This is a genomic window from Paenibacillus sp. GM1FR (genome assembly GCF_002803315.1).
Lineage (GTDB): Bacteria > Bacillota > Bacilli > Paenibacillales > Paenibacillaceae > Paenibacillus > Paenibacillus amylolyticus.
Map to the genome: position 1 here is coordinate 212,994 of NZ_MKZL01000033.1, position 19,944 is coordinate 232,937.

The window sequence follows — 19,944 nt, forward strand, 5'->3', positions numbered from 1 at the left end:
GAGAGGAGAATTAAGTGATGAAATGGTCAATATCGGTAAAGCTTCTGCTCTGTTTTGTTCTGTTTGCGAGTACAATGGGCATCGGTTTGGGAAGCAGTGGAGGGCAAGTCGCCGAAGCGGCTACGGACAATTACAGATTTGATTTTGGTTCGGGTGGTGTTGAGAGCGGTTACACAGGCGTGTCCGCAGGAGATGCTTATACGCCTACGAAAGGTTATGGCTTCAACACACCTGCACAGATGAGGAATGTGTCTGCCTCAGGAAGCGGGGTTAAGAGTGACGCTGTACAGTTTCTGACTTACGGCACCAAGAGCACCAATACCTTCAATGTGAATCTGTCCAATGGCCTATATGAAGTTAAAGTAATCCTGGGTAATACTTCCAGAGCCAGCGTGGCTGCAGAAGGTGTCTACCAGATCATCAATATGACAGGCAACGGGGCAACGGACCAGTTTCAAATTCCGGTGACTGACGGTCAATTAAACCTGCTGGTTACAGAAGGAAAGACAGGCACCGCCTTCACACTTAGTGCACTCGAAATCCGAAAGTTATCCAATCAGACCGTTACCAACCGCACAATCTACATTGGTGGTGACTCAACAGTTTGTAATTACTATCCGCTGGGTAGCAGTGTACAAGGAGGTTGGGGACAGTTGTTTCCGTCCTATGTGAACAATGCCACCTTCCAGGTTCGAAATATGGCGGCAAGTGGTCAATTTGCGAGAGGTTTCCGCGATGATGGCCAGATGGAAGCGATTCTCAAGTATATCAAGCCGGGAGATTATTTTATTTTGCAATTCGGAATTAACGATACCAATGCCAAGAATAATACAACGGAGGCGCAGTTCAAAGAGATTATGCGGGATATGGTACGTAAGGCGAAGAACAAAGGAGCAACGGTTATCCTCTCCACGCCTCAGGGCCGGGCAACAGACTTTAATACAGCCAATGTACATCAAGCAGAGAACCGCTGGTACAATCAATCCACACGTGCACTCGCTCAGGAAGAGGGAGTCCCCCTGGTTGAACTGAATAAGTTAAGTTCTGCTTATTTCACGTCCATTGGTCCTGCGGCAACACTTGCTCTGTATATGACAGGGGATAGTCTGCATCCGAATCGTCAAGGGGCTGCGGAGCTTGCACGTATTGTGGCTGCGGACCTGAGAAGACAGGGACTGAATGGATTCTGACTTTACTACTTAATCAGTCTGCATAATCAGTGCTTGATATGATCCGTGTATGCAAAATAAACAAATACCCCCGGGAACATGCCGCGAAACGGGCGGCTGATCCTCGGGGGTATTTGTTATGCCTAGACTGGGGATTACTCCATCATATCCTTGGCTTCATGGTTCACTTTTTTTCCTTTTAACAAGGGTTCCAGTTCATCTTGCACGCTCTGCTCCCACAGTGGTACATCTGTGCGATAGGCGGCCCGTCCGTTCAGATGTCCGGCGACCGGAGCCGTGATGAATACAAACAGGATACCTAACAACAAGCGGGCGCTGATATAGTTATCGAAATACCAGAAGTAGAAAAATGTAGCGCTTAATACACAGAACACGCCAAGTGTCATACTTTTGGTTGCGGCATGGGCACGTAGATATACATCAGGCAGACGAATAAGTCCGAATGCACTGAGTGCACTGAGTAATGCACCGAGCAGTACGAGTAGACCTATAGCTGTTTCAGCGGCTACTTTAACGATCTCCATCATTTTTGAATACCGCCCCCCGTTCAATATAACGTGCAAATGCCACTGTACTTAGAAAAGCCAAAATGCCAATCAGCAAGATAATATCCAGATAGGCCTGAGTTTGCAGCATCATCGACAGAACGGCAACGATCGCAATCACATTGATACCGATGGTATCCAGTGCCGTGATCCGATCAGCCATGGATGGTCCCCGCAGCACCCTGTACAAGCAACCCAGAATGGCTAAGGAGAGAATGAGCAATGAGATGAACAACAGTGAGGATAACATTAACGTGTCACCTCCATAATTGCTTTTTCAAATGTATTTTGGATATCATCTCTCATTTTCTGTTCATCCTTGATATCGAGTGCGTGGATAAACAGTTTACGTTGATTACCCGAGATCTCAAGCGGCAGAGAACCTGGTGTCAATGAGATGAGTAAGCAGAGCAGAGTAACTTCCCAATCCGAGGACAATTGAGTTTTATACGTAAAAATACCGGGCCTTATATCTAACTTGGGCTTGATAATCTGGCGTATAACCTCAATGCTGGCTCGCACCAGTTCCTTGAATAGCAGAGTAATCAGTTTGAAAATGGCCCAGACTCGCACAATATAGAAGCGCTGGGGGAAGAATCTGCGCATCCCCCCGATGAGAAGCAGTCCGAGCAGGTAACCTATGAGAAAACCAACACCATTCCAGGCGTTGTTCAGAAACATCCATACAAAAGCAATGATAAGATTCAGTACAATCTGAAAGGCCATAGACATCTACTCCTTCAATACGGCATCAATATAAATATTGGGATGCAGTAGAATATCGCCTGCGCGGGAGGTCAATTGGAACATGCCTTCAGCCCCCACACCCATTACGATGATGAATACAAACAGAATTCCGGCAGGGATCAGAAGGCCGTTCACCGCGTAAGGGCGTCGTGTAACCCCGGCAGGCGGTTCGCCCCAGAACGCTTGTATGAAGATGCGTAGTACCGAATATAACATCAACAAGCTCGAAAGCACCGCAATGCCGGTAAGACCATACAAGCCTGCCTGCAAGCCTCCTTCAAAGAGAAGCAACTTCCCTGGAAATCCACTAAATGGCGGCAAACCTGCCAAGGCAAGTGCACTAATGAAGAACATCCAGCCTAGCAGCGGATAGCGATGGATTAGCCCGCCCATGTTGTCGAGTTTGGATGTTCCGGCAACAGCGATCAAGGCACCGCCGAGCAGGAAGAGCAATGTTTTGATCAACATATCATGCAGCATATAGAAGAGCAGACCTTCCAGTGCAGGGCGACTGGCCGCAGCCATACCAAAAGCGACAAACCCTACACCTGCGACCACGTTGTAGATGAGAATCTTGTTTACATCGCGGTATGAGATCGCACCGATGACACCCAGGACCATCGTTGCTCCAGCCATCCATCCGATTAGTGCATGGAAGAAATCAGGATCATGATAGAAGATCAGTGTGAATGTTCGCACAATCGCGTACAAGCCAACCTTTGTAAGCAATCCTGCGAACAATGCAGTGACAACAGCAGGTGGTGCCGCATAAGAGCCAGACAACCAGAAGAACAGGAACAGTCCGGCCTTGATGCTAAATACGATCAGAAAGAGAACAGCAATTAAGGTAATGACTCCGCTCTGTCCCACTTCAGCAATTTTGACGGACAAATCTGCCATGTTCAGTGTGCCAGTTATGGAATAGAGGAAGCCGATGGAAGCGACAAAAAGAGCTGAAGAAACGATGTTAATCAAGACATATTTGATCGTTTCCCGAAGCTGTCTTTCCGTACCTCCCAATACGATCAGTGCATAGGAAGAGATGAGCATCAGTTCAAAGCTGACAAACAAATTGAACAGATCTCCGGTTAGGAATGAACCGTTAACGCCCGCGATCAGAAAATGAAAGAACGGATAGAAGTGGTGCTCTTCCCGCTCCTTGTTCACACTGCGGAACGCATACAGCAGACACGCCAGTGCAATGATGGAAGCGGCAACGACAAGTAGCGCCGATACCATGTCCGCAACAAGCACAATACCATAGGGAGGTGCCCATCCACCCATATTAAGCGTTAGAACTCCAGTCTGAGCTACCCGCGTAATGAGTATCGTTGAGACCGCTGCTGTAAACAAAAGTCCAATGACACTAATGATCCGCTGGATATTCGTTTTCCGGAAAAATAGCAGAGCCAGAACACCTGTAATCAGAGGCAACAGAATGGGCAGAACGACGAGATTATTCATATGGGCGCCCCCTTACTTCTTCCATATCGTCTGTTCTCAGCTTCAGATAAGAACGATAGGAGAGAACAAAGAAGAACGCAGTGAGTCCAAAATTAATAACAATCGAAGTTAGTATCAAAGCCTGAGGAAGAGGATCGACATAACGTTCAGCCATCTCCCCAAGCAGTGGTGGTGCCCCTGTTTTAAGACGTGACATGGTGATCAACAGCAGATGCACGCCATGGGTTAGTATGGACATGCCAAGTACGATACGGAGCAGGCTCCGCGACAAGATTAGAAAGACGGCAACCGCAAACAGAATGCCAACGGCTACACACATCAATATTTCCATATCAGCGATCCTCCCCGATCTGTAGAATGATGGTCATGGTGACACCCAGGACAGCGAGATACACGCCAAGATCAAACAGCATGGCCGTGGCGAGTTCTGTTTCTCCCAGCAAAGGAAGTTCGAAATAACCGAAGGTTTGACTTAGGAACGGGACTCCGAATATAAATGAACCCGCACCCGTAAGTAAAGCTATACCCAATCCGATTCCTGTTAGCATACGGAAGTCAACCGGTAACGCTTTGCGTATCGTATCCGTACTGAATGCCAGGGCAATCAATACGAGCGCTGCCGCTGTGACCAAGCCGCCGATGAAACCTCCGCCCGGATTGTGGTGACCTGCAAAGAAGAGGTGCATGGCAAACGTCAGTATGATGAACACAACAACCTTGGTGGTCGTTTGCAGCAATACATCATTACTCTGCAAAGGGACAGTATCCCACGAGGATGAGCTGCGTTCCCGGTTACCATACTTTTTCGTATTGTCCGCTTCATCATCTAGAGCAGGTTCGGAATCCTGACTCTCGTCCTTCTTACGGAACTTCAAGCGGGCTCCGAGATCTTTTGCTTCAAGGTTCAGATTAATCATGGAGTAGATGGATAACGAAGCAACGCCAAGCACCATAATCTCCAATAACGTATCGAAGCCACGGAAATCTACCAGCAACACGTTCACGACATTTTTACCACCAGCTGAGTCATAGGCTTCCTGAAGGAAGAAAGTAGAAATGCTGTCCAGTGAGGCTGTTCCGCTTGCGGCCAATGCAACAAAAGTCATCACGATCCCGACTGCAATCGCTACGATCATATTTACCGTGAGATAACTGCGGCTTGATTTGCCACGTTGAAGCTCAGGCAGATGGTAGAAGCAGAGAAGGAACAGTGCAACCGATACCGTCTCAACAATCATCTGTGTCAACGCCAGATCTGGCGCCCGGAAGAGTACAAACAGTAGGGTTACGAGGTAACCAACCGCTCCGGTCATAATGACTGCTGACAGTCTGTTCTTGGCAAAAGGAATCGAAACTGCAGCACCGATGAGCGTGACTAGCAGTACCACCTCATAAAATGAGAAAGGTGCATTGCCCTGCAGATTCCAGCTAATATTTTCTCCTGAACGGAAGAAGGCATAGACCAGCAACGCGACCGTGAATGAGAAAATGTAAACGAGATAATTTCGAACCGAGCCATTCATATAGGCTTCCGTCCATTTGCGTGCATAATGCTGAAGATTATCCAGCACGACGTGGTACATATTGTTAATTGTTAATCCTTGTGGATAATGCTCATAAATATTCCTCCATCGTGGCAACAGCTTGTAGAGAGTGATTCCGAGAATCACAACTCCGATTGTCATAATTAGTTCCGGAGTCCATCCATGCCACAGGGAGAAATGTACATCGAAGCGCTCATTCCCATTCAAGAGGGATGGAAGCACAGCGGCCATTGCCGGTTCAATCAGTGATCCGGCCAGCAGATTCGGGAAGAGTCCGAATACAACGACAAGAACACCTAGAACAACAGGCGGAATGAGCATGCCAGCGGGCGCTTCGTGCAGTTTCTCGGCAGGGATCTCGCTTTGGCTACGACCGAGGAATGTTTTGAACACGATAATAAGCGCATAGATCAGGGTAAACACACTTGCAAGCCAAGCGAATACCGGCAATAGAACACTCCAGGACCCAAGTCCAAAGATTCGTAGATGCGTGACTTCCACCATCGCCTGGAAGAATAACTCCTTGCTCAGGAATCCGTTGAAGGGCGGAATACCCGCCATGGCAAGTGAGCCGATCAATGCCACGGTGAATGTGATTGGCATGAATGAAGCAAGTCCACCGAGCTTCCGTATGTCACGTGTACCCGTTTCATGATCAACAATCCCTACGACCATGAACAGAGCGGCCTTGAAGGTTGCATGATTAAACAGGTGAAGTAGCGCAGCGGTTATTGCCACAGTGTACATCGCAGAGGATTCGCCATATCCGAAGTAGAGAGCAGCAGATCCAACCCCTAAGAGGGACATGATCAGACCAAGTTGAGAGATGGTCGAATAGGCAAGAATCGCTTTGAGATCGTTTTTTTTCACCGCCAGGAATGATCCATAACACAAAGTCAGAAGACCAACGCCAGTAACGAGCCAGAACCAGAGTCCCTGTCCACCGAAGATTGGTGTAAACCGTGCGACAACGTACAGTCCGGCCTTGACCATGGTGGCTGAGTGAAGATAGGCACTAACAGGTGTCGGAGCTTCCATGGCATCCGGCAACCAGATATGGAACGGGAACTGAGCTGACTTGGTGAAAGCTCCAATCAGGATCAAGATAAGTGCGGGTAGAAATAGTGCGCTTTCCTGAAACTGACCCAATCCTGTAATGGTTGCACGAATACTGAATGTTCCGGTAATGAGATACATCATCATGAATCCGGTAAGCATGGCGAAACCGCCAAATACCGTAATCAGGAATGATTTTTGTGCTCCTGAAGTCGAGGCTTTACGTTTGTAATGGAATGCAATCAACAGGAATGACGTAATACTGGTCAATTCCCAGAATCCGTAGAGCACGATCATATTATCAGACAGCACTACGCCCAACATGGCTCCCATGAACATCAACAGATACAGGTAGAAACGGTTCAGCGCTTCTTTCATATCCATGTAGAAGATGGAGTAGAGAACAACGAGGACACCGATTCCGGTGATTAGCAGTGTCAACATGAGGCTCAGACCGTCCAGATACAGGTTGAATCCAATGTCCAGTGAAGGGATCCACGGGATATTTCCGGATACGGTATTGCGCTGTGACACAGCGGGTATGAGACTCGCAAAGTATACAAATAATAGTGCCGGGACAAGGAGAACCGGCCATCCCAAATGGTTTTTACGGAAGAAACGATGCAGCATGGCAAGAAGAATGCCAGCGGCAAAAGGCAGAATAACAGCAACATGAAGCAGGCTCAACATTACACCCCCAATGTGTAGTATTTCGATTACTCTCTCTGTGACATACAGGCGCATGATCCTTTGAAGGATATGCTTGCTCTCTATATTCATAACCCAAGTATGTATATACAGAATCGTGTCTATTCTTTGAATGGAAGAAACACGGTGCAGATTTCAGTATAATATTGTATGGGCATGTATAATAAAAAAACACCCAAGTTCCGATAAATATGAAAACGATTAGGGAGTGTCTGAAACTCCGAAGAAGCAGATTTTGCCGAATTTTCGTTCCAAGCCAGGAAGTTTTCCGCAGGCGTGCCGGGGCACGTCAAGGGAAAGTGACGCAGCAGGGGGCGAAAAGGCGGTAAAAGATGCACTTCAGCGAGTTTTGAGACACGTCCGAGGTGACATTCCGTGTACTCTTTACAGCATAGTTATGTTGAGAAGCAAGATGGTTTCACCGTGTAATGGAGGAAGTAATGTCATTCAAAATTAGAACTGTGCTTACAGTCATCTTTGCTGTGTTATCCTTGCTGGTTACTCTGACAATTGGGTCTATTTTTAGCCAAAAGTCATTTGTTGCTGTAGAGACTGAGATTGGTCACTCGCTTACAGGCACGGCCTCACAGGCTTCGGACAAGCTGGATCGATTCATGTCCGCTCGCGCGGGTGAACTGGACCTGCTGGGCCGAATGGCTTCGTTGGAAGATGAATTCCAACCTGATGAGATTCAGATGCTGCTGGATCAGTTACAAGATAGCTTTCCCTCATTCTCATGGGTTGGATTCATGGACCCGAAGGGAAAAGTGTTAGCTGCTACGGATGGTATCTTGCTTGGGGGAAATTTATCAGAGCGACCTGTGTATCAGGAGGGAATCAAGGGTAAATTCATTGGAGATGTGCATAATGCAGTACTTCTTGCCAAGCTGCTTCCGAATCCAACGGGAGAGCCGTTGCAATTTGTCGATATCAGTTTTCCGCTGAAGGATAACAAAGGAATGATTCAAGGTGTGCTCGCTGCACATTTAAGCTGGGAATGGGCGAAGGAGGTTGAGGAATCCATACTTGCCCCATTGAAAAGGGAAGAAAAAGACATTGAATTTTTTATCGTTAGCAAAAAGGAACATACAGTGCTGCTCGGGCCGAAGGAATGGATCGGTAAACTGTTAGTATTGCCTGGCATTGAAGAGGCCCAGCTCAACAAGAGCAGTTGGTCCATTGAAAAGTGGCCTGACGGTAATGAATATGTGACAGGGTTTGCCTACAGCCAGGGTCATCTGGATTATCCCGGATTAGGCTGGACCGTAGTCATTCGTCAAGTCAAGTCATCTGCTTTTGCGTCTGTGTTTGACCTGATGTGGTTTAATGTGTGGTCTGGACTCGCCGTTACCGTGCTGTTTGCACTGATTGGCTGGGTTGTCTCACGTCTGATCTCTGCCCCGCTTGTGCGTCTTACCAGAGTAGCCAATCGACTGCGTGCAGGGGAAGAGCTTGAGATTCCTGCGATTAAGGGGATTAAGGAGATTGAAGTGTTGTCCCGTTCGCTTCGGGATATGCTGACCTCTCTTATGAATAAAAACTCAGAGCTGGTCGTGATGCAGAATCTGGCGCATTTTGATCAGTTGACTAGACTGCCAAATCGCACTGCCCTTGAAGTGTATCTGGAGGAGTCTCTGGAGACCGAAAGTGAAAATCACACGCTGACTTTTCTCTATCTGGATCTCGATGGATTCAAACGGGTCAACGATACACTTGGACATCAGACTGGAGATGTGCTGTTACAGAAAGTGGCCCAGCGACTGTCTGCTCTTGGTCAGGTGAAGGGGATAACAGTCCGATTGGGCGGAGATGAATTCCTGATTGTACTTCAGTCTGTTGGAAGTCATCCGAGGGAAGAAGCCATGGCTTATGCAGAAGCCATCATTCAAAGCTTGAACAAGCCGTTTATTATCGAATACGAGCGAATTCGAATTGGATGTAGCATCGGAGGTGCCGAATATCCAACTAACAGCGACAACCCAAGTGAGATTATTCGGATGGCGGACGAAGCTTTGTATGAGTCCAAACGTGCAGGCAAGAACAGAATGACATTTTATTCCGAGTTGAAGCAAGATCGTTAGCGTATAATAACATGAGCTGGGTTATCCCAATCACCTTTGTGCGAATGTGCGTATAAACAAGGAGGGGTGAAATGTCTGGAAAATATACATCTGTACCTTATGGTTATGAGCCACCGGCGGCCAGCCGCAAAGGCACACTGACTTTTTATGACTCGTTTGAACATGTGACTGATGAGCAACTCGAGCGCGCCGCTGCAACGGTAGATACCCGTTCATTCATACAGCTTGTGTTGTATCCTTTACACGAGAGCACGTTTAAGCGAATGAGCAAGGATTCGATACAGGCATATTATAAAAGAGAAGACCGCCTGCATGAGTGGCGGCGGGAACATCCAACTTCACGTATACGTGTGGAGGGGCTTGAGGGCAAGAGAAAGAAATATACACCTGTGGATAGCGCGCTGCGCCATATCACTGCGGAATATCCAGCCCCTCACTTTCTGTATTTGACGATAGAGATGGCGAATATGTTTGCTTCATTTGATTCCTTCAAGGATTGGATCAAAGAGCTGCGTCTCATCATTGATGGATCGTCCGAATACCTGCATCCGATGCTGGAGCAAAATCGCCATCGCTGGGAATGGGCGGAATGAAAACATAGATGTATGAAGAAGATCGGCGTGCTGATCATATTCAGACCCAAAAAAAGTTGTGTTGTACAAACCGGAATTCGGGTGTACAGCACAACTTTTTTATTTATATTTTCTCTGCCAAGGACGAAGTCAGATCAAGTGATGTTACGGTTTTATTTTTACCTGTTCGTTTCGCGGCATACAGACAGGCATCCACTTCCTCGAACAATTTGTCTTTGGTTAGATTAGGGCTGTAGCTTTTGAGACCGATACTCACGGTGATGGAAGCTCCTTCAAGTTCCAGATGGCCCATCAAGGCAATCTTCTGACGAATCTGTTCCACCAAGGCATAAGCCTGCTTGAAAGATTGCTCAAACATCAATAAGGCAAACTCTTCGCCCCCGTACCGTGCTGCAATATCACTTGAGGTAATGGTTTCCTGAATGATCAGGGACACTTTCTCCAGAATAATGTCTCCAACCCGATGACCATACGTATCATTAATGGACTTGAAGTCATCAATATCGATCAGGGCCAGATGCAGACTCATGCCACTGTTGGCATACTCAAATGCTTTTTCATAATAATCCTTAAATGAACTTTGATTATAAAGGTTGGTTAAACCGTCTGTTTTGGACTGTTTGGTCATAATGGCATTTCGCACAATAAGGTCCTGCTTGGCAAGCATGCTGGCCTGAAGATCGTCGAGCACCTCAACGCCGCTGGTTACGATAACCTGTGCTACATATGTACCTAGGATTAGAAAAGCAGGAATGGATACCATGTCAAATGAAGACAGGTACAATCGGTAGGCCGGATCGAACAAAACCAGAAAGTAACCAGTCATCTGCATCAGAAAGACAATCCAGACTCTTTTTTTACTGAAAAACAGCACCGAAGCAAAGATGGGCAACAGACAGATTGCTAATATAATCCGAATGTCATAATTGACATGAATAATCGTCCAGGCGATAACCGTGCTGGCTATAGACATGGTGTAAAAGGAATATGAACTGAAGCGCCGATCAACCCAACTTGCGAACAAAATGCATGAACTGCTGACGGCTGTAGGCCAGAAGAGGACATTCATCAAGAAATCTGTAGGTGTGCGATCGTACTCCAGAAACAGGAAACAGCCAATCTGAATGGCGAAATGTGCAATCGTAACAACCCAGTAGGCATGGAGCATTTTTTGGATCCATTTGGAATGTTTGAACTCGTACTCTGTTGGAATGTGACTATTGTGCGTATGGAAACCTTTCATATATCACCGCTGACTGCATCATAATGGTACGACAGAATTACTCTCGTATATGATAATTATAAATCACAATGAACAAAACGCAAATGTATTTAACTGTTATGAGAGAACAAGACTCACAGAAGTTTCGAGTTGTCACAAACTTTTTATGGAGGACAAACAAAACTCAACAATACACTCATAGACTATATACATGGCTCCGTTCCATATGTAGGAAATCATTGATGAAGGGGAGGTGATCTTCATTCCTCTTGTCGTTCGTTCAACCGTTAATGCTACGGGAGCAATTACATTTACAGGAAATACGCTTGGACTGAGTCGTTCGGAAACAGCGGGGGTTCCCGGAACACAGGACAGTATTGGAGGTTTTATCACAACCAACACCAGCCTCCAGTACGGCACCTATCCACTGGGAACGACAAGCCTGTATCAGAGCAACAGTTCAGCAGCCATTCTTACACTACCTGCTGGAAGTACCGTTCTGTATGCAGAATTGATCTGGGGCGGCAGTTACATCAATGGTACAGTCAATCTGAGTGCTGCCATTAACAATCCTGTTACGTTTATTACACCCGCAGGGACTTCCAGTGTTACCCCTGATCCACTTACCTACAATCAATTCGATCTGGGGGGCGGTGCTGCTGGCTATGTACGTTCCGCCAACGTGACCACACTTGTACAAAATGGGGGAGCAGGTACATATATCACCGGTGCAGTGGTAGGGACTATAGTTATTACAAATGATTCCACGGCCAATCATGCGGGGTGGACACTTGGAGTCATTTATCAGAATCCCAATCTGCCTTTTCGCAACATGTCTTTGCGTGCCGGGGGCGTACTCGTTCAATCCACTTCACCACCTGTTGTTACCACACTGACTGGATTTGCAACGCCCCTTTCCGGTGTATTGGGAGGAAGAATACTGTTCAGTGCGCAGGAGGGCGACGCGAACCGGACCGGTGACCAGGCATTATTCGGGCCAACCTCAGCTACATCGGTTGCTTTGTCCGGGCCCAATAATCTAGCTGCGAACTTTTTTGCTTCTCAGATTAACGGAGATACCGGAGCGCTTAATACAACAGGAACGTTTGGGACACGAAATCAGATCAACGGAGCTCCAGGTACAAATATTATCGGTGGACGTCAAGGCTGGGATATTACCAATGTGGATGTTTCAGCAAGACTGATCAATAACCAGTCATCTGCGGTGTTGACATTAACAACCTCGGGGGATGCCTACATTGTCAACGCCAATGCAATTCAAGTTGATATTAATGCACCCAAGATCACATTGGCTAAGGCAACGGTCGCCGCCGGTGCAGTTGCCGGGGATAGTATTCTATATTCGGTTACCGTTACCAATGCAGGCACTGCGAGTGCGGCCAGTGTTGTTTTATCCGATTCACTTCCTGCAGGTCTTACTTTTATTCCGGGCAGTGTCACGGTTGCAGGTGTATCCCGTCCAACACTTGATGTGACGGCAGGCATTCCGTTGGGTTCGTTAACTTTATCCAGCAGTGTTGTTGTAACCTATCGAGTACTCATCGGTCAGGATGCAAGCATCCTGCAACTGGTGAATTCGGCCAATGCAGCCTTTACATTTCAAAGTGTAGCAGGGGGGCCGGTCATTACCGGAGTTATTCCTTCCAACAACTCCACCCTTACGGTTTATTCGCCAAACCTGTCCATTGTGAAATCGGCGAGTACCACCAATGCCACGGTGGGTGACCTGGTAACCTATACACTGCAAGTGAACAACGGAGGGAATGTTGCTGCCAACGTTACATTGAGGGATAACATTCCAAGTGGTAGCTCATATGTAGCAGGCAGCTTTCGTCTGAATGGAAATGTGATTGCTGGCGCCAATCCGGTTACCGGCGTTAATCTGGGGAGCCTCGCGGCAGGAAGTGCCAATACCGTGACTTTTCAGGTACTTGTAACAAGCTTGCCGACACCGCCGACTCTTGTGGATCAGGCGACAGCTTCTTATTCCTTCAATTCACCTGATGGTCGGACGATCACGGGAAACATCGCCTCGAATACCTTAACGATCCCGGTAACATTGCCCAATGTGACCACGGTAAAATCAGCATCCGTTACCGATGTTGCTGTCGGGGAGACCTTCACGTACACCGTAGTTACTACCAACAGCGGTATTCAGGTGATTAACAATGTGGTACTTACAGATGCGCTCCCTGCTGGAATAACTTTTGTTCCCGGCAGTGCAACCGTAAGGGGAACTGTCGTACCGTCTGCGAATCCGAGCAGTGGTATCTCTATTGGGACATTGGCGGCCGGAAGTTCTGCGACGGTGACGTTTCAGGTGAATGTGCAGTCTCTGCCTGCTTCAGGTTCGTTAGTCAATCGAGCGGTAGTGTCCTATAGCTCTGGTTCGTTCACGGGCATTTCCAACTCCAATTCCATTACAACCCCTGTATACCAAGCTGTTGTTGGTATCAACAAGTCGGCAAGCCAAACCAATGCGACACTGGGGGATCAGATTGCATACACACTTGTGGTCACGAACAGTGGGAATATAGCGACTCAAGTGAATGTGACGGATACGATTCCAGCGGGGCTGACGTTTGTCCCGAATTCGGTAACTGTGAATGGTACTGCACGTCCTGGAACAAGCCCATTAACCGGAATAACACTGGGCAGCCTCCTGCCGGGAGTTGCGGCTACGGTGGTGTTTCGCGCTACACTCACCACACTTCCGACTCCCCCGACACTGGAGAATCAAGGGACAGCAAGTTATACGTACCAGCTTCCAAGTGGAAGGAATCTCTCAGGCAGCAGCTTATCCAATATCGTTCGTATATCTGCATCGGCTCCCAATATTTCTCTTAGTAAAACAGTAAACACACCAGATGCGACAGTTGGGGATGTGCTTACGTATACCGTTGTTGTAACAAACGCAGGAATTAGTGCAGTACAAAATCTGGTGATTTCGGATGCACCATCCGGCTCTGAATTTGTCCCGGGTAGTGTCACGATTAATGGATCTGCTGTTCCCAGCGCAAGCCCCGTTGCGGGAATCGCAGTGGGTTCATTGAATAGCTCAAGCAGTGTAACTGTGACCTATCAGACCCGAGTGAATTCCGTTCCATCTACGGGTTTGGTTAGTAACCAGGCCAATGCAGCATTTACATCAGGCAGTTTTAACGGTGTTTCTTCTTCTATATCAGTAAATACCCCCATATTTCTGCCAGTGATCCAAGTGGTGAAGTCAGCAAGTACAACAAGTTTGACTGTAGGCGATACGTTTAATTACACCATCCAAATTAACAATACAGGTAACATAGCTGCAACGGTTACCTTGACAGATCCCATTCCAGCAGGAGCAGTATTCAGCACAAATAGTGTCATTATTAATGGCGTACCTACACCTGGAGTCAGCCCGGAGTCGGGTATCAGTCTAGGAGAGATTGCTGCGGGCTCAGGTGCAACGGTCACCTTTGTTGCGACGGTTACCAGTTTGCCAGATGCAAGGCAGTTAATTAATCAGGCGGTTGCTTCATTTGCCTACACACTCCCAAGTGGGAGAACGATTGCCGGTCTCTCGTCATCAAACACCATCACTATTCCAGTGTCTCTGCCCAATGTTACGATTGTCAACAGTGACAATGTAGAGTACGGCGTAGTCGGAGATGTCATTCGATACACATCTGTTATTCGTAATAACGGCACAGTAGCCGTTAATAATGTGGTATATGTCAATCCTCTTCCTTCGAATACCCCATTTGTACCCGGAAGTGTCATTGTGAACGGGACTTCGTTCCCGCTCTCCAATCCGACCGCCGGCATTCCAATCGGTACGTTGGCTCCAGGAGCCGAGGTTACCGTAACTTTTGAGGTGACGATTACCATGCCGATTCCTTCGCAGATTAACAATCAGTCGACGGTCAGCTTCACATCCGGTTCATTTTCAGGGTCATCATCGTCCAATACCACTCAGACTCCGGTCATACAACCGCAGATTTCACTTGTCAAAACAGCAAATACCGTAAATGCAACTGTAGGTGATACGGTTGTATACACGGTAACGGTCAGCAATGCTGGCAATCTGGAAGCAAATGTTACTCTCACAGACAACATTCCTTCTGCGACTACTTTTGTACCCAACAGTGTGGTTGTATCCGGTGTGCCAGAGCCGGGAGTAACACCAGGAACAGGTATTCCGGTAGGCATTGTAGCAGCGGGGGCGACGGCTGTTGTCACGTTTGCCGTTGTTGTGGATTCACTTCCATCCCCACAGCAGCTTAGCAATTTTGCTACATCATCCTTTACATTTACACCTCCAGATGGGCGGACGTTGACTGGCTCAGCCACTTCGAATACACTCACGTTCCCGGTCTCGTCACCAAACGTCGCTGTTGTCAAAAGCACAGCTTCCACTGCGGCTACGGTAGGCGATACGGTGACCTATTCCATTCTGGTGACCAACAGCGGAATTGCACCGGTGAACAATATTCAGTTTTCAGACCCGATTCCAGCTGGAGCCTCTTTTGTTACAGGGAGTGTCACAGTGAATGGGGTTGCGCAACCCGGAGCCAATCCGGCAGGTGGGGTACCCCTTGGTACATTGGGGCCCGGAACGTCCGCGACGGTCACATTCAGTATCCGTATCGACGCGATCCCGCCAAGTGATCAGTTGAGCAATCGCTCTACGGTCAGTTTTACCTCAGGTACATTCTCAAGCACAACCTTTTCAAATACCGTGGTCACTCCGGTGTACCAGCCTATTCTTTCAGCGCAAAAAACAGCCAGTACACAAAATGCTACCGTTGGGGATACAGTCAGCTACACGATAACCGTGAACAATCAGGGAAACTTTGGAGCCCAGATTAACCTGACAGATAACCTTCCAGCCGGAACCATCCTTGTTCCAAATAGCGTTATTGTGAACGGTCAACCGCTGCCAGCAGGAAATCCAGCAACGGGCATCCCCGCAGGCAATGTGGCTCCAGGAGCTACCACCACAATTACCTTTTCAGTAGTTGTTGATACGCTGCCAAGTCCGCAACAACTGGTGAATCAGGCTTCGGTAGCTCTATCATATACATTGCCGGATGGGCGGAACATCACGGAGTCTGTTCTATCCAATGTGTTGACCATTACCGTATCGGCACCGGATGTCGATGTCGTCAAATCCACAACTTCAACGGCGGTATCAGTTGGTGATATCGTAACGTATAGCATCGCTGTAACCAATAACGGAATTGCAACGGTCAACAATGTGGTTTTCACGGATGCAGTGCCGACAAGTACCGTTCTTGCGCCAACCGGCGTGTTTGTCGATGGTGTTCTGCGCCCTGGTGCCAATCCTTCTACGGGAATAACGCTTGGTTCCATCGCACCTGGCGTTACGGTAACCGTTGTATTTAGTGTGCAGGTCACGGCGCTTCCGGCAAGTGCAGTGTTAAACAATCAGTCCACGGTCAGCTTTACATCAGGGGCTTTCTCAGCGACCACATTCTCCAATACGGTTACAACTCCGGTCTTTCAACCTATTCTGGCGGCAGTCAAAACGGGAGATCAGACGATAGCAACGGTAGGGGATACCGTTGTGTACAGCATCGCCATTTCCAATACGGGGAACTATGGGGCATCTGTCACGTTAACGGATACCATTCCGGCAGGAACAGAGTTTGTTCCAAATAGCGTTATTATTAACGGGGCTTCTGCACCAGGTGCAGATCCAGCCTCGGGTATTCCGCTTGGTGTCGTTTCCACAACAACACTAGTTACCTTCTCCGTTGTGATTGTGACGTTACCTTTGAGCCAGTCCATTACCAATCAGGCTTCTGCGACATTTTCGTATACATTACCTGATGGAAGAACACTTGGAGGCACGATTACGTCCAACGCACTCAACATTCAAGTATCTGCTCCGAACGTGAGTGTAGTTAAGACGGCTTCGGTAGTTGATGCCGTGGTAGGCGACACGATTGTGTATGAAATGGTTGTGACCAATGAAGGAATTGACCCTGTAAACAATATTGTGTTAACCGATCCCATCAGTCCGGCCGTAACATTTGTTGCTGGCAGCGTCCTGGTAGATGGCGTTCCACGGGCCTCGGCAAACCCGGCGCTGGGCATAGCCCTTGGTAGTTTAGCCCCTGGAGCATCGATAGCGGTATCGTATGCAGTGCGGGTCAATACGCTTCCAACACCACCACAAGTGAGCAGTCAGTCTTCCGTAAGTTTCACATCGGGTGTTTTCTCGGGAGCAGCGTATTCCAATACGGTTGTAACACCAATATATCAGCCTATTATTGCCGTAACCAAAACGGGGAGCACTTCCAATGCAACGATTGGTGACACCATCACCTATTCTTTTGCCATTAACAATAGCGGGAATCTGGATGCAAGTTTGACATTAACGGACAATATACCGAATGGAGCCGTACTGCTTCCCAATAGTGTTCTGATTGATGGTGTTCCACAGCCAGGTGCCAATCCGGAGACGGGTATCGCTGTGGGTACCATACCGTCCGGAGGTACGGTTATTGTAACGGTTACCCTCGAGGTGACTGTAGATACGTTGCCGCAGGATCAGCAACTGGTTAACCAGGCGGTGGCCAACTATACATTTAGTCCACCCGATGGCCGTCTGTTGACGGGGACCGTATCTTCGAATGTACTGGTTATCCCGGTATCTGCACCAAATGTTGTTGTTGCCAAAAGTACAAGTGCCATTGATGCTGTTGTTGGTGATGTAATCACCTATACGGTTGTAGTAACCAATAGCGGCATTGAAGTGGTTAATAATGTGGTCATGGTTGACCCGGTACCTGTCGGTACAGTATTTGTGCCAGGAAGTGTTACGGTGGATGGTGTGCCAAGACCAACAGGGAATCCGAATACAGGCATCACGCTTGGTTCGATTGCTGCGGGTGCTTCCGTTACGGTTACATTCAGAGTAGAGGTTGTGGTGATATGAGCCAATCTTCCGGTCCGTTGTCCCACTGGCTAAAGAATCAGTCCCTGGTTCGATTCAGCTCGGGTGCGACTGAACTGGAACAGGTATCCTATTCGAATACGGTTGTAACACCGTGGATCGGCCCCAGGCTTGAAGTCAGAAAAGTCTGCAATGTCATGGAAGCTGCCTTGGGGCAGTCTCTTATCTACCGTGTTGAAATTGTTAACACCGGAAATCTTACGGCCCTAGTGTACCTATTGGATCAGCTATCTGCAGAGACGGCACTGCTTCCCAACAGTGTACTGCGTGATGGTATTCCGTTACCGGGAGCATCACCGGAGAGAGGATTGCCTCCAGCCGAAATCGCGCCCGGAGCCACGTTGCGATACCACTTCCAAGTTGTAATCTTGCGTTTACCTGAGACACTGAAGCTGCTGAATCAGGCACAGGTTAACTATGAGTTTTTGACACCGGAAGGCAGAACGGTTACAGGTATGGAACAATCCAATATCGTGGAGGTCAATCTGGTCTCATCCCGGCTGGAGATCTCCTTTCAGGCGGATCACATCTATACCTTCTCAGGGGATATTGTCATGTACACCGTCATCGTGAGCAATCCGGGTTTTATTGCAGCCACCAATGCCCAAGTAACGATTTCTTTGCCACAAGGTATTGTTTTTATACCTGCGAGTGTCATCGTAGATGAAATGTTTGCGCCACAAGTAACGCCTGATACGGGCATACAACTTGGAGAGATTTTGCCCGGAAGCTCAATTAGAATACAATATCGGGTTCAGGTTATTGGGGGAAGCGATGCAAACGGAATATCAAGTGTAGCTGTACTGGCGTATATCTCGGCAGGACAGCAGGAGATGGTCTACTCCAATCAGGTTACTCTGGAAGTGATACAGCCCCAGGTCTCTGTGGTGAAAAGTGTGCTCCCCGTAACGGCCACATTGGGTGATGCCGTCCAATATAATATTACCGTCTCCAATGCAAGCAGTTATGCGGTGGATGGAACTCTCCTGGATGTACTGCCAACAGGTGTGACATTTGTCGAAGGCAGTCTGCGCTGGAATGGGGTTAAACGTCCCGGAACCAACCTGGCTAAAGGTCTTAATCTGGGGACGTTGACAGCCCGGTCGGTTCTGAATATTCAGTTCGAAGCGAAACTTCCAGATCGAGATGAATCGATGCCTGATGACTACAGGTATGTGAATCATGCTAGCCTGATGTATACATTTCGATTGCCAGATTCACGGTCAGTGCAGCGGATGATTACATCCAATGAAGCTGTGGTCGAATTGAAAGCGCCGATAATTCAGGCTTATGTTCAAGTGACACCCACATTGGTCGAGCAGGGAGGTACCGTCACTTTTCAGGTACGTGTGGGGAATACGGGTAATTTGCCGGCACGTGTACAACTTGGGAGCATTTTACCTGAGGGTGCCAGATGGCTTGGTCAAGCTACGGGTGAGCTCCAATTGAGCATATCAGAGTATTCCACACCACGGGTTCTGCATGTGGGCGTGATTGAGCCTGGAACGGAAAAGAACATCTCGTATGTAGCGAAGTTAGCTTCTGAGAAGGTGGGGACGCTGCAAGGAGACTTGATTGCCAGGTACACGTATGAATGGAATGGACAAAAACGGGCTGGCGAAACCCGATCGAATGAGTACAGCATCATTGTGGAGTATAGAGAAGAATAGGAGGTATCACGGTTAACGGTAACTTGCCTGAGGAATTTGCTCATTCTGGTTGCCATGAGATTACACGAACGTAAATGAATGGTATACTAATTGAATATGAACTCGGCAATCAACCCGTGGAATCGGGACGTCGGAGTAGAGG

General features: G+C 48.0%; 12 protein-coding genes. 5 read left to right on the forward strand and 7 right to left on the reverse strand.

Annotated elements, in window-relative coordinates; all coding sequences use genetic code 11:
* Positions 1 to 74: 74 nt before the first annotated feature.
* Positions 75 to 1,190, forward strand: coding sequence for a rhamnogalacturonan acetylesterase (locus PAEAM_RS21115; RefSeq protein WP_243391431.1), 1,116 nt, complete (start codon positions 75 to 77; stop codon positions 1,188 to 1,190).
* A gap of 134 nt (positions 1,191 to 1,324) precedes the next feature.
* Here PAEAM_RS21115 and mnhG read toward each other — a convergent pair whose 3' ends face one another.
* The 6 genes from mnhG to PAEAM_RS21145 are packed head-to-tail and all read right to left on the reverse strand — an operon-like array spanning position 1,325 to position 7,233.
* Positions 1,325 to 1,717 (reverse strand): monovalent cation/H(+) antiporter subunit G, encoded by a 393-nt coding sequence (gene mnhG, locus PAEAM_RS21120; protein WP_017688856.1) that lies wholly within the window; start codon positions 1,715 to 1,717, stop codon positions 1,325 to 1,327.
* Positions 1,701 to 1,985, reverse strand: a complete 285-nt coding sequence (locus PAEAM_RS21125) for a Na(+)/H(+) antiporter subunit F1 (protein WP_017688855.1) — start codon at positions 1,983 to 1,985, stop codon at positions 1,701 to 1,703. The genes mnhG and PAEAM_RS21125 overlap by 17 nt, the downstream gene beginning before the upstream one ends.
* Positions 1,985 to 2,461, reverse strand: a complete 477-nt coding sequence (locus PAEAM_RS21130) for a Na+/H+ antiporter subunit E (protein WP_036608718.1) — start codon at positions 2,459 to 2,461, stop codon at positions 1,985 to 1,987. The genes PAEAM_RS21125 and PAEAM_RS21130 overlap by 1 nt, the downstream gene beginning before the upstream one ends.
* Before the next feature lie 6 nt (positions 2,462 to 2,467).
* Positions 2,468 to 3,946 carry a Na+/H+ antiporter subunit D gene (locus PAEAM_RS21135; RefSeq protein ID WP_036608717.1) on the reverse strand — a complete coding sequence of 493 codons (1,479 nt, stop codon included), beginning with the start codon at positions 3,944 to 3,946 and terminating at the stop codon, positions 2,468 to 2,470.
* Positions 3,939 to 4,277, reverse strand: coding sequence for a Na(+)/H(+) antiporter subunit C (locus PAEAM_RS21140; RefSeq protein WP_036608715.1), 339 nt, complete (start codon positions 4,275 to 4,277; stop codon positions 3,939 to 3,941). The genes PAEAM_RS21135 and PAEAM_RS21140 overlap by 8 nt, the downstream gene beginning before the upstream one ends.
* 1 nt (position 4,278) lies before the next feature.
* Positions 4,279 to 7,233, reverse strand: a complete 2,955-nt coding sequence (locus PAEAM_RS21145; RefSeq protein ID WP_100528996.1) for a Na+/H+ antiporter subunit A — start codon at positions 7,231 to 7,233, stop codon at positions 4,279 to 4,281.
* A gap of 461 nt (positions 7,234 to 7,694) precedes the next feature.
* Between PAEAM_RS21145 and PAEAM_RS21150 the strand changes: the two genes are divergently transcribed.
* Complete coding sequence (locus PAEAM_RS21150) at positions 7,695 to 9,335, forward strand: sensor domain-containing diguanylate cyclase (RefSeq protein WP_100528854.1); 1,641 nt, start codon at positions 7,695 to 7,697, stop codon at positions 9,333 to 9,335.
* Positions 9,336 to 9,406: 71 nt separating this feature from the next.
* On the forward strand, positions 9,407 to 9,928 hold the full coding sequence (locus PAEAM_RS21155; RefSeq protein ID WP_100528855.1) for a hypothetical protein: 522 nt from the start codon (positions 9,407 to 9,409) through the stop codon (positions 9,926 to 9,928).
* A gap of 103 nt (positions 9,929 to 10,031) precedes the next feature.
* Here PAEAM_RS21155 and PAEAM_RS21160 read toward each other — a convergent pair whose 3' ends face one another.
* Positions 10,032 to 11,171: a GGDEF domain-containing protein gene (locus PAEAM_RS21160; protein WP_047842681.1), complete on the reverse strand. Its 1,140-nt coding sequence runs from the start codon at positions 11,169 to 11,171 to the stop codon at positions 10,032 to 10,034.
* Between the two features lie 232 nt (positions 11,172 to 11,403).
* Between PAEAM_RS21160 and PAEAM_RS21165 the strand changes: the two genes are divergently transcribed.
* On the forward strand, positions 11,404 to 18,114 hold the full coding sequence (locus tag PAEAM_RS21165; protein ID WP_100528856.1) for a DUF7507 domain-containing protein: 6,711 nt from the start codon (positions 11,404 to 11,406) through the stop codon (positions 18,112 to 18,114).
* The gene (locus PAEAM_RS21170) at positions 18,111 to 19,802 is read left to right on the forward strand and encodes a DUF11 domain-containing protein (RefSeq protein WP_100528857.1); all 1,692 of its coding nucleotides are present in this window, start codon (positions 18,111 to 18,113) and stop codon (positions 19,800 to 19,802) included. The genes PAEAM_RS21165 and PAEAM_RS21170 overlap by 4 nt, the downstream gene beginning before the upstream one ends.
* Positions 19,803 to 19,944 lie beyond the last annotated feature (142 nt).

Excerpts from the sequence above, each read along its gene's own strand:
- PAEAM_RS21115 (WP_243391431.1), top strand. The coding sequence starts at position 75 with ATGGGCATCGGTTTGGGAAGCAGTGGAGGGCAAGTCGCCGAAGCGGCT.
- mnhG (WP_017688856.1), bottom strand. The coding sequence starts at position 1,717 with ATGATGGAGATCGTTAAAGTAGCCGCTGAAACAGCTATAGGTCTACTC.
- PAEAM_RS21125 (WP_017688855.1), bottom strand. The coding sequence starts at position 1,985 with ATGTTATCCTCACTGTTGTTCATCTCATTGCTCATTCTCTCCTTAGCC.
- PAEAM_RS21130 (WP_036608718.1), bottom strand. The coding sequence starts at position 2,461 with ATGGCCTTTCAGATTGTACTGAATCTTATCATTGCTTTTGTATGGATG.
- PAEAM_RS21135 (WP_036608717.1), bottom strand. The coding sequence starts at position 3,946 with ATGAATAATCTCGTCGTTCTGCCCATTCTGTTGCCTCTGATTACAGGT.
- PAEAM_RS21140 (WP_036608715.1), bottom strand. The coding sequence starts at position 4,277 with ATGGAAATATTGATGTGTGTAGCCGTTGGCATTCTGTTTGCGGTTGCC.
- PAEAM_RS21150 (WP_100528854.1), top strand. The coding sequence starts at position 7,695 with ATGTCATTCAAAATTAGAACTGTGCTTACAGTCATCTTTGCTGTGTTA.
- PAEAM_RS21155 (WP_100528855.1), top strand. The coding sequence starts at position 9,407 with ATGTCTGGAAAATATACATCTGTACCTTATGGTTATGAGCCACCGGCG.
- PAEAM_RS21160 (WP_047842681.1), bottom strand. The coding sequence starts at position 11,171 with ATGAAAGGTTTCCATACGCACAATAGTCACATTCCAACAGAGTACGAG.
- PAEAM_RS21170 (WP_100528857.1), top strand. The coding sequence starts at position 18,111 with ATGAGCCAATCTTCCGGTCCGTTGTCCCACTGGCTAAAGAATCAGTCC.